At 33.1% G+C, this 10,384-nt stretch carries 11 protein-coding genes, 2 tRNA genes and 1 riboswitch; all 13 genes read left to right on the plus strand.

Features of this window, described 5'->3' with window-relative positions:
* Positions 1 to 10 precede the first annotated feature (10 nt).
* Positions 11 to 1,123: a peptide chain release factor 2 gene (gene prfB / locus DWX29_RS11290; protein ID WP_022089647.1), complete on the plus strand. Its 1,113-nt coding sequence runs from the start codon at positions 11 to 13 to the stop codon at positions 1,121 to 1,123.
* Positions 1,124 to 1,248: 125 nt separating this feature from the next.
* Positions 1,249 to 2,454, plus strand: a complete 1,206-nt coding sequence (locus DWX29_RS11295) for a homoserine dehydrogenase (RefSeq protein ID WP_022089646.1) — start codon at positions 1,249 to 1,251, stop codon at positions 2,452 to 2,454.
* A 136-nt stretch (positions 2,455 to 2,590) separates the two neighbouring features.
* A complete protein-coding gene (locus DWX29_RS11300; RefSeq protein WP_118565883.1) occupies positions 2,591 to 3,919 on the plus strand; it encodes an aspartate kinase in 1,329 nt (442 codons plus the stop codon).
* Positions 3,920 to 3,978: 59 nt separating this feature from the next.
* Positions 3,979 to 4,109: riboswitch (FMN riboswitch) on the plus strand.
* Positions 4,110 to 4,219: 110 nt separating this feature from the next.
* Positions 4,220 to 4,816: an ECF transporter S component gene (locus tag DWX29_RS11305; protein WP_022089644.1), complete on the plus strand. Its 597-nt coding sequence runs from the start codon at positions 4,220 to 4,222 to the stop codon at positions 4,814 to 4,816.
* A gap of 198 nt (positions 4,817 to 5,014) precedes the next feature.
* A complete protein-coding gene (tsaE, locus tag DWX29_RS11310; protein ID WP_117910382.1) occupies positions 5,015 to 5,434 on the plus strand; it encodes a tRNA (adenosine(37)-N6)-threonylcarbamoyltransferase complex ATPase subunit type 1 TsaE in 420 nt (139 codons plus the stop codon).
* Positions 5,435 to 5,436: 2 nt separating this feature from the next.
* Positions 5,437 to 6,150, plus strand: coding sequence for a tRNA (adenosine(37)-N6)-threonylcarbamoyltransferase complex dimerization subunit type 1 TsaB (gene tsaB / locus DWX29_RS11315; RefSeq protein ID WP_118565884.1), 714 nt, complete (start codon positions 5,437 to 5,439; stop codon positions 6,148 to 6,150).
* 47 nt (positions 6,151 to 6,197) lie between these two features.
* Positions 6,198 to 6,635 (plus strand): ribosomal protein S18-alanine N-acetyltransferase, encoded by a 438-nt coding sequence (rimI, locus tag DWX29_RS11320; RefSeq protein ID WP_022089641.1) that lies wholly within the window; start codon positions 6,198 to 6,200, stop codon positions 6,633 to 6,635.
* Between the two features lie 94 nt (positions 6,636 to 6,729).
* Positions 6,730 to 6,996, plus strand: coding sequence for a hypothetical protein (locus tag DWX29_RS11325; RefSeq protein ID WP_022089640.1), 267 nt, complete (start codon positions 6,730 to 6,732; stop codon positions 6,994 to 6,996).
* Positions 6,997 to 7,108: 112 nt separating this feature from the next.
* Positions 7,109 to 8,020: a ribonuclease Z gene (locus DWX29_RS11330; RefSeq protein ID WP_118565885.1), complete on the plus strand. Its 912-nt coding sequence runs from the start codon at positions 7,109 to 7,111 to the stop codon at positions 8,018 to 8,020.
* A 12-nt stretch (positions 8,021 to 8,032) separates the two neighbouring features.
* Positions 8,033 to 9,052, plus strand: coding sequence for a tRNA (adenosine(37)-N6)-threonylcarbamoyltransferase complex transferase subunit TsaD (gene tsaD, locus DWX29_RS11335; RefSeq protein ID WP_347497707.1), 1,020 nt, complete (start codon positions 8,033 to 8,035; stop codon positions 9,050 to 9,052).
* A 134-nt stretch (positions 9,053 to 9,186) separates the two neighbouring features.
* Entirely contained in the window at positions 9,187 to 9,873 is a 687-nt protein-coding gene (gene ispD / locus DWX29_RS11340; RefSeq protein WP_022089637.1) for a 2-C-methyl-D-erythritol 4-phosphate cytidylyltransferase, read from the plus strand.
* Between the two features lie 162 nt (positions 9,874 to 10,035).
* A tRNA-Ser gene (locus DWX29_RS11345) sits at positions 10,036 to 10,121 on the plus strand.
* A 35-nt stretch (positions 10,122 to 10,156) separates the two neighbouring features.
* Positions 10,157 to 10,245: transfer RNA gene (locus tag DWX29_RS11350), tRNA-Ser, on the plus strand.
* Positions 10,246 to 10,384: the final 139 nt, after the last annotated feature.

The following is a 10,384-nucleotide window of genomic DNA, read 5'->3' on the forward strand; positions in this document are numbered from 1 at the left end:
GGAGAGAGTGATGATAGAATTAGATGAAATAAAATATCGATTGACTCCATATGAAAAAGAATTAGACGAAATAAAAGATGCTTTGGATTTGCAAAATAAAGAAGAAAGAATCATTGAGCTAGAAAGAACAATGGAAGCTCCGGGCTTTTGGGATGATATGGACAAAGCACAAAAATATATGAAAGAGCTCAAAAATTTAAAGGATTCAATAGAAACATATAATAATTTAAAGAGTTTGTATGATGACATTTTAGTCTTAATAGAAATGGGAGAAGAGAGTGAAGATGCAGAAATTGCTGAAGAGGCGAAAAGTTCAATGGATGAATTTGCTTCTAAAGTGGATGAAGTAAAGATAAAAACTCTTTTGTCAGGTGAATATGATAAATATAATGCAATATTAAAGTTAAATGCAGGGGCAGGTGGAACAGAATCCTGTGATTGGACAAGTATGTTGTATAGAATGTATACGCGTTGGGCTGAAAGTAAAGGATTTACAACTCAGGTTTTAGATTTTCTAGAGGGTGAAGAAGCGGGAATAAAATCCATAACTGTGCAGATTAATGGAGAAAATGCATATGGGTATTTAAAATCAGAGAGAGGTGTTCATAGACTTGTAAGAATATCTCCTTTTAATGCAGCAGGAAAAAGACAGACTTCATTTGCTTCATGTGATGTAATGCCTGATATAGAAGAAGACTTAGATGTTGAAATTAATGATGATGATATCAGAATAGATACATATCGTTCAAGTGGAGCAGGTGGACAGCACATTAACAAAACCTCATCGGCAATAAGAATTACTCATTTACCAACAGGCATAGTAGTTCAATGTCAGAATGAACGTTCACAGTTGCAAAATAAAGATAAAGCAATGAAAATGCTCAAAGCTAAATTGTATCTTTTAAAACAGCAGGAAGAACAGGAAAAGAAATCAGGAATCAGAGGAGAAATAAAAGAAATAGGCTGGGGAAGTCAAATAAGATCATATGTAATGCAACCGTATACTATGGTAAAAGACCATAGGACAAATGAAGAAACAGGGAATGTAAGTAGTGTTTTAGATGGCAATATAGACCAGTTTATAAATGCATATTTAAAGCAAAATAGTATACAGGGAAAATAAATTAGTATGCAAAGTAACGAAAAATAAGTTGCAGTATAAAATTAACTATGTTAAAATTTTGAAAGTGTATACATAAATTTGTTATGCAAATAAGCAATGATAATGAAACAAGCGAGGAAGAGATAATGATTAATGTAGCAATTTTAGGATACGGAACAGTAGGCTCCGGAGTGTTTGAAATTTTAGATACAAACAAAAAATTGATTGGGGAAAAAGCAGGACAGGAGATAAACGTAAAATATGTTTTAGACCTTAGAGATTTTCCTGGTGACCCATGTGAATCAGTATTGGTTCATGATTTTAATACTATTTTGGAAGATGATGAAGTTGAAATTGTTATTGAAGTTATGGGCGGATTAAAACCAGCTTACGATTTTGTGAAAAAATCACTTTTAGCAGGCAAGAGTGTTTGTACATCAAATAAAGAATTAGTAGCTAAATATGGCGCAGAGTTAATTCAGATTGCAAAAGACCACAACAGAAACTTCTTGTTTGAAGCAAGTGTTGGAGGTGGAATACCGATTATAAGACCGTTAAATCAGCATATTACAGCAGATGAAATTTGTGAGATTGCAGGTATCTTAAATGGAACTACAAATTATATCCTTACAAAAATGGATAAAGAAGGTGCAGATTTCCAGACAGTATTAGCACAGGCACAGGAATTAGGATATGCAGAACGTAATCCGTCAGCAGATATAGAAGGATTTGACGCAGTTAGAAAGATAGCAATATTAGCATCACTTGCTTATGGCAAATCAGTTGATTTTGAAGATGTATATACAGAAGGAATAACAAATATTACAGATATAGATTTTAAATATGCGGCAGCTATGGGAAAATCTATAAAGTTATTAGGAAAATGTAAAAAAGAGGCAAACGGAATAGTTGCATCTGTAACACCAAGATTATTATCACCAAGTCATCCATTGTTTAACGTTGAAGGCGTTGTAAATGGAATCTTAGTAAGAGGAAACATGGTTGGTGATTTAGTATTTATCGGTAGTGGCGCAGGAAAACTTCCAACAGCAAGTGCAGTTGTATCAGACGTTGTAGATGCTGTAAGACATTTGAATATTCCTGTGACAGTTATATGGGATAAAGAAAAGTTAGAATTATTAGAATTTGGCAAATCAAGAAAGTCTTTCTTTGTTCGTGTTGAAGGTGATGAAAAAGATAAGATTGAAGAAGCGTTTGAAAATGTAACATACATAGATGCAGGAATTGAAAATGAAATTGGTTTTGTTACAAGACCGATGTCAGAAGATGAATTTAAGGCTGCATCAGAAAAATTAGAGAATATTATTACAAGAATAAGAATTGAAGAATAATATTAAGGGATATTAAATTAAGTTAAATTTGCATTAACAGATTAATGTTTATGTAAATAATAATTGATAGCAATTTATAATAAAAAAACATATATAATATAAAGGCCGTAATTCGGTGTGAGAGGATTGAAAGAAAATGGAAGAAACAAAGGTTGTTAAATTTGGTGGAAGTTCACTTGCTGATGCAAAACAGTTTAAAAAGGTTGCAGACATAATATTGTCTGATCCGGAAAGAAGATTTGTAGTTGCATCTGCACCTGGAAAAAGATTTATTGAAGATGTTAAAGTTACAGATATGTTATATAAGTGCTATGAATTAGCATCTGAAAGCGAAAATTTTGACGAATATTTTCAGATGATTAAAGACAGATATAACAATATTATTGCAGACTTAGGATTAAAAGATTTTAGCCTTGATGAAGATTTTGAGATAATTAAAGGCGCATTTGCTCATATGGCAGGCCGTGATTACGCTGCAAGCCGTGGAGAATATCTCAACAGTAAAGTATTAGCAAAATATTTAGGATTTGATTTTATCGATGCAGGAAAATATATCTTCTTTGATGATCAGGGTAATTTTGACTGGACTAAGACAGAAGCAAAATTGGCACCAAAGCTTGCTAAGACAAACAAGGCAGTAATACCTGGATTTTATGGTTCTATGCCAAATGGAACAATAAAGACATTTTCAAGAGGTGGTTCTGATGTAACAGGATCAATAGTTGCTAGAGCAGCTAAAGCTAAATTATACGAAAACTGGACAGATGTTAGCGGATGTCTTATTTGTGATCCTAGAATAGTTAACAATCCGGAACCTATCAAGACTATCACATATAGAGAATTACGTGAATTAGCATATATGGGAGCAACAGTATTGCATGAAGATGCTATATTCCCTGTTAGAGCAGCAGGTATTCCTGTAAACATCAAAAATACAAATCAGCCGGAAGATAGAGGAACAATGATTGTTTCTGAGTCAGCTGAACATTGCGATCATATTATTACGGGTATTGCAGGTAAGAAAGGCATGTCTGTAATTAATATAGAAAAAGATAAGATGAATAGCGAAATCGGATTTGGTAAAAACGTATTACGTGCATTAGAAAAGAGTAATGTAAGTTTTGAACATATGCCATCAGGTGTAGATACAATGAGCGTTGTAATTGCAACTGAAGCATTAGCAGGCAAGGAAACAGCTATTATTGACGAGATTAAGAGCAGAGTACATCCTGATCAGATTTATATCGAAAGCAATCTTGCGCTTATAGCAGTAGTTGGTAGAGGAATGAAGAGTGCAAGAGGAACTGCAGCAATTTTATTCTCAGCATTAGCTGATGCAAGAGTAAATATTAAGATGATTGACCAGGGTTCTTCAGAACTTAACATTATCGTTGGTGTTGAAGAAGAAGATTTTGAAGTAGCAATAAAGGCAATTTACAAGAGATTCATTGGCATTAACCAGTAAATAGAGTATATGATGCGGAATAAAACCGTGTTAATAATATTTTTAACCGTATATTAAATATAATTCTTCAGGGCAGGGTGAAATTCCCTACCGGCTGTATTTATGCAATGCATATAAGCCAGCGAGCCGAAAGGCATGATATGGTGTGATTCCATAGCCGACAGTAAAGTCTGGATGAGAGAAGTAATAAGATTAATAATTATGATATTAATAATCTCATGAAAAGCACCTGAACCAGGTGCTTTTTTTCTTTGCTCTGTATAAATAATATATTAATTTTCAGAAAGGAAGTAAAATTAAATGAAAAAATTATTTACAACAAAAAATTTAGCGTTGATGGCTATTTTCGCGGCTATTGCTGCAATACTCATGGTCCTTATAGAAATTCCGGTAGTGTTTATAGCGCCGTCTTTTTATAAGCTTGATTTTAGTGAGATACCTATTTTGATAGGAACATTTATTATGGGACCTGTATCAGGAATAATTATGGAAGCTATAAAGATTGTGCTTAAAATATTACTTAAAGGGACAACAACAGGTTATGTTGGAGAATTGGCAAATTTTTGCATAGGATGTTGCCTTGTTGTTCCGGCGGGAATAATATATAAATTTAAGAAATCTAAAAAGGGAGCATTCATAGGGATAGTAGTTGGTATTGTGTTAATGGCAGTTGCAGGCGCAATTCTTAATTATTATGTAATGCTACCGTTTTATGAAAAGTTTATGCCGTTAGAAGCAATTATAGAAGAAGGAGCAAAAGTAAATCCGATAATTAAAGATAAATGGAGCTTTGTTTGGGTTGCAGTAGCACCATTTAATGTATTTAAAGGAATAATAGTTGGAATTGTAACAGGAATATTATATAAGAGAATAAGCACATTTATAAAAAAACTCTAGAAATAAATAAATTGAAATGTAAAAAGATATTGTTTATAATTATGTGGTGATTATAAACAATATCTTTTTGTTTTGACAAATATTTGCTGTTTGTTATGCAAATGTTTTTGTTGTGTAGGAAAAGCTCATATGGGCTTAGACCTTTTGACTCTGGCATTACAATATGTTTTGCCATAAAAGAAAAGAGGAATAAAATTTATGATATATGAAACAAATTCGCCTGATGAAACTTTTGAGATTGGGAGAAAGTTAGGACAATCTGCGAAAGCAGGACAAATAATTTGCCTAAATGGTGATTTAGGTGTTGGAAAGACTGTTTTTACACAGGGATTTGCAAGCGGACTTGGCATAAAAGAATGCGTAAATAGTCCAACTTTTACAATTGTACAAATATATGAAGAAGGCAGGATTCCGTTGTATCATTTTGATGTATATAGAATTGGTGACCCTGAGGAAATGTATGAATTAGGATATGAGGATTATTTCTTTGGAGAAGGAGTATGTCTGATAGAATGGTCGAAACTCATAAGTGAACTGATTCCTGACAATGCATCAACAGTTTTGATAGAAAAGAATTTAGAAAAAGGATTAGATTATAGAAAGATAACGGTGGAATAAAGATGAGAATATTAGCAATAGACAGTTCTTCGTTAGTGGCATCAGTTGCAGTGGTAACAGATGATATATTAACGGCAGAATATACAATAAATTTTAAAAAGACACATTCGCAGACATTGTTGCCAATGATAGATGAAATTAGCAAAATGATAGAATTGGACATGGAAACTATAGACGCTATAGCAATAACAGGAGGACCGGGTTCATTTACCGGACTACGTATAGGAAGCGCTACAGCAAAAGGATTTGGATTAGCACTTAATAAGCCGATAATAAATGTACCGACAATCGATGCTATGGCATATAATTTTTATTCCAGCAATTATATTATTTGTCCGATTATGGATGCAAGACGTCAACAGGTATACACTGGAATATATTACTTTGAACAGACGCATATGAAAATATTAAAAGAACAGTGCACAATTTCTGTAGAAGATTTGATTGATGAGTTAGATAAGAGAGGAAAAACAGTAATGTTCTTGGGAGATGGAGTGCCTGCATATAGAGAAATTATAGATGAAAAAATGAAAACTGAGCATTTATATGCCCCATGCCATATGAACAGACAAAGAGCATCGTCACTTGCAGCTTTGGCACAAATATATTATAAAAATGGAAAAATAGAGGAGGCTAGTGAACATAGACCTGATTATTTGAGACTTTCACAGGCTGAAAGGGAAATGCTTGAAAAGCAAAAGAAGGAAGAAAAATAAAACAGTTTTCATAATTTGGTTTTATACAGATAAAGGATAAGGGTAATATGGTAAAAATAGAAAAGATGAGCGAAAAGCATATAGCCCAGGTAGCGGAGATTGAAGAGAGCATATTTTCTGTTCCGTGGTCACAAAAAGCATTTAAAGATTCGCTAGAATTAGATAATACTGCATTTTATGTCGCTATAGAGGAAGAAGGGGTTATAGGATATTGTGGCGTTTATAAGGTTATGAATTCCGCTGATATTACGAATGTAGCTGTAAAAAAAGATAAGAGAAAAAAAGGTGTGGCTAAGCAGTTGCTAAAAGAGGCTATTAAAGATGCTAAAAGTGAACAAATTAAGGAAATAATGCTTGAAGTTAGAGAAAGTAATGAAGCCGCAATATTTTTATATGAAAAAATTGGATTTCAAAGTATTACAAAACGAAAAAAATACTATAAACATCCGGTAGAAGATGCAATTATAATGCTATTAAAAATATAAATATACTTCTAGATAGTGGAATGCCAAAGGTTTCCACTATTTTTTTGTCGAAAAAAATAATATGATGATTGCATCAAAAGAAAGGATTAAAAATATGAAAAAGATGAATAGCAAAGGTAAATATGAAATTTTTTGTCATAAATGTGGAAAGAAAATGCAGATGACAAATGGAATAGTTACGGAAGGAATAATTAGATTACAGGGAAAATGGGGTTATTTTTCTAATAAGGATTTACAGATGCATACAATGGATTTATGTGAAGAATGTTATGATTCGATAGCTACGTTATTTAAATATCCGGTTGACGTTACAGAATATATTTCAGTAGAGGATGATTATTATATGTTAGAACAGGTATAAAAAATTACATCCTTTTCATAAAAAAGTCTTTGTGCTATTATACAACATAGAGTTAACAAGAGCATTAAAAGAATTATTAATAAAAATTTTTTTATAGAAAGTGGAGAAATTTATGCTGGATGTATGTTTGTTAGGCACAGGAGGAATGATGCCGCTTCCAAGAAGATGGCTTACAGCTTTAATGTGCAGATATAATGGAAGTAATATATTGATAGACTGTGGGGAAGGCACACAGGTAGCTATTAAGCAAAAAGGCTGGTCGTTTAAACCTATAGATGTTATTTGCATAACACATTTTCACGCAGATCATATAAGTGGATTGCCGGGATTGCTGCTGACTATGGGAAATGCAGAAAGAACAGAACCATTAACTATGATAGGACCAAGAGGTCTTGAAAAAGTTGTTAAGGCTTTGAGAATGATAGCTCAAGAATTGCCATTTGAAATTAATTTTATCGAATTAAGCGGCGACAGACAAATAATTGATATTGGAGAATACAAAATCAACGCGTTTAAGGTAAAGCATAATGTAACATGTTTTGGATATTCAATTGAAATAGACAGAAAAGGAAGATTTAATCCGGAAAAAGCAAAAGAACTTAATTTACCCGTTAAATGTTGGGGATTGCTCCAAAAAGGAGAAACAATAATTTATGAAGATAAAAAATATACTCCGGATATGGTTATGGGTGAAAGAAGAAAGGGTCTTAAGGTTACTTATACAACTGATACAAGACCTGTTCAAGCGATTGTTGAAGCAGCAACAGGAGCTGATTTGTTTATTTGCGAAGGCATGTATGGAGAACCTGATAAAGAAGCAAAAGCTAGAGAATATAAGCATATGACTTTTAAGGAAGCAGCTACTATTGCAAAAGAAGCAAATCCGAATGAAATGTGGCTTACTCACTATAGTCCGTCACTTGTAAAACCACAGCTTTACATGGATACAGTCACAAAAATATTCCCGAATGCTAAAGCAGGCAAGGATGGAATGTCAGTCGATTTGAAATTTGAAGAAGAATAACGAGGTATAAAAGTGAAAGAAGTAAAGATATTAGCTATAGAAAGTTCTTGTGATGAAACAGCGGCAGCAGTTGTTGTGAATGGAAGAGAAGCATTGTCAAATGTAATTTCATCTCAAATAGATCTTCATACACTATATGGTGGAGTTGTGCCTGAAATTGCCTCCAGAAAACATATTGAGAATATTAATTATGTTATTGAGGAGGCTTTAGAAAAGGCAGGAAGCACATTAGATGATATTGATGCTATAGGTGTAACATATGGCCCCGGATTAGTTGGAGCACTGTTAGTTGGAGTGGCTGAAGCAAAAGCTATTAGTTTTGCAAAAAAAATCCCACTTATTGGAGTACATCATATAGAAGGACATATTTGTGCAAATTACGTAGAAAATAAAGAGTTAGAACCACCATTTATTTGTCTGGTTGTTTCAGGAGGACATACACACCTTGTAAAAGTAGAAGATTATGGTAAATATACAATTTTAGGGAAAACCAGAGACGATGCAGCAGGAGAAGCTTTTGATAAAGTGGCAAGAGCAATCGGTTTAGGATATCCGGGTGGACCTAAAATTGATAAAATATCAAAAGAGGGAAATCCTCATGCTTATGAGTTTCCAAGGGCAAAAATAATAGATAACGCTTATGATTTTAGCTTTAGTGGCTTAAAATCATCAGTATTAAATCAGATTAATATGGCGGAAATGAAGAAAGAAAAAATAGTACCGGCAGACATAGCAGCATCGTTTCAAAATGCAGTAGTAGATACATTATTGACACATGCAATGATGGCTGTTAAAGAAAGTGGCATGAATAAATTGGCTATCGCAGGTGGAGTGGCATCAAATACAGCTATTAGAGCAGCTTTTGAGCAAAAATGTAAAGAAGAAAATATAGAATTTTATCATCCGTCACCAATTTTGTGCACTGATAATGCGGTTATGATTGGATCAGCTGCATACTACGAATACATAAATGGAAAAAGAGATGGATGGGATTTAAATGCAATACCTAACTTGAAATTAGGTGAAAGATAGTTTGATTTTGAAAAAATAAAATTAATTGTGTAACAAGACTATATATAACAGTAATAGTTATAACCATATTTGTATTTAGTGTGCACAGTTAATTATAGTAGAAAAATTAAAACCATTGATATTAGGAGAAAAATATGAAAGTAAACGCTATTGTTCTTGCTGCAGGTAGTGGAAGTAGAATGAAAAGCAAAACAAAAAAACAGTTTATGACAATAAAAGGCAAACCAGTGATATGGTTTGCTTTAAATGCTTTTCAGAAGAGTATGGTAGATGAAATAATATTGGTAACATCTAAAGAGGATGTAGATTATTGCAAAAATATAATAAAAAAATACAATTTAACAAAAGTATCAAGTATAATTGAAGGGGGAAAAGAAAGGTACAATTCTGTATATAATGGATTAAAAGAAACAAAATGCGATTATGTTCTGATTCATGATGGCGCAAGACCTTTAATAAATCAGCAAATAATTGATAATTGTATTAATGGAGCGATAAAATACAAAGCATGCGTAGCTGGAGTACCGGTAAAAGATACTATCAAAATAGTTGATGAAAAAGGAATTGTAATAGATACTCCACCTAGGAATCAAATTTGGATAACACAAACACCACAGGCGTTCGAAGATAAATTAATAAGAGAGGCTTATGAGAATATAGAAAGAAGTGACAATGCATTAATTACAGACGATGCAATGGTAGTAGAAAAATATGGGAATGCTAAAGTTCATTTTGTAGAAGGTGCATATGATAATATAAAAATAACAACACCGGAAGATATAATACTATGCGAGTGCCTAATGCAAAATAAGCATGTATAAATGATTAGAAATTGTTAAAAATAAATAAGATGAAGTGAAAATAAATTTTTCACTTCACGAAAAATAAAAAAATAAAAAAAGTTGAAAAATATTGTTGACATATGTAAACAACAATGATATTATAATTGAGCGCGTTACGGAAACGGAACGAAGCAAACAACTGGAGAGGTGTCCGAGTGGTTTAAGGAGCCGGTCTTGAAAACCGGTGATTCCGAAAGGGACCGTGGGTTCGAATCCCACCTTCTCCGTTTTTAAATAATGAATCACCTGTAAGCTGTTGCTTGGAGAAGTACCCAAGTGGCTGAAGGGGCTCCCCTGGAAAGGGAGTAGGTCGTTAATAGCGGCGCGAGGGTTCAAATCCCTCCTTCTCCGTTTGAAACTTCTCAGATAAAAAAGACATTGACAAACAAAAGAAAGTGTGATTGATTATTTAAGTCGACAAAACAAGTTGACAACAAGCAAAACAAGAACATTGATAATTGAACAGCAACCATCCCTGAAAATGAATAAA

It is taken from the genome of Eubacterium sp. AF19-12LB (assembly GCF_003479125.1).
In the GTDB taxonomy this organism is placed as follows: Bacteria; Bacillota; Clostridia; order Lachnospirales; family Lachnospiraceae; genus Eubacterium_U; species Eubacterium_U album.

Bases quoted from the DNA above. Each gene is read 5' to 3' on its own strand.
- prfB (WP_022089647.1), top strand. From the start codon at position 11: ATGATAGAATTAGATGAAATAAAATATCGATTGACTCCATATGAAAAA.
- DWX29_RS11295 (WP_022089646.1), top strand. From the start codon at position 1,249: ATGATTAATGTAGCAATTTTAGGATACGGAACAGTAGGCTCCGGAGTG.
- DWX29_RS11300 (WP_118565883.1), top strand. From the start codon at position 2,591: ATGGAAGAAACAAAGGTTGTTAAATTTGGTGGAAGTTCACTTGCTGAT.
- DWX29_RS11305 (WP_022089644.1), top strand. From the start codon at position 4,220: ATGAAAAAATTATTTACAACAAAAAATTTAGCGTTGATGGCTATTTTC.
- tsaE (WP_117910382.1), top strand. From the start codon at position 5,015: ATGATATATGAAACAAATTCGCCTGATGAAACTTTTGAGATTGGGAGA.
- tsaB (WP_118565884.1), top strand. From the start codon at position 5,437: ATGAGAATATTAGCAATAGACAGTTCTTCGTTAGTGGCATCAGTTGCA.
- rimI (WP_022089641.1), top strand. From the start codon at position 6,198: ATGGTAAAAATAGAAAAGATGAGCGAAAAGCATATAGCCCAGGTAGCG.
- DWX29_RS11325 (WP_022089640.1), top strand. From the start codon at position 6,730: ATGAAAAAGATGAATAGCAAAGGTAAATATGAAATTTTTTGTCATAAA.
- DWX29_RS11330 (WP_118565885.1), top strand. From the start codon at position 7,109: ATGCTGGATGTATGTTTGTTAGGCACAGGAGGAATGATGCCGCTTCCA.
- ispD (WP_022089637.1), top strand. From the start codon at position 9,187: ATGAAAGTAAACGCTATTGTTCTTGCTGCAGGTAGTGGAAGTAGAATG.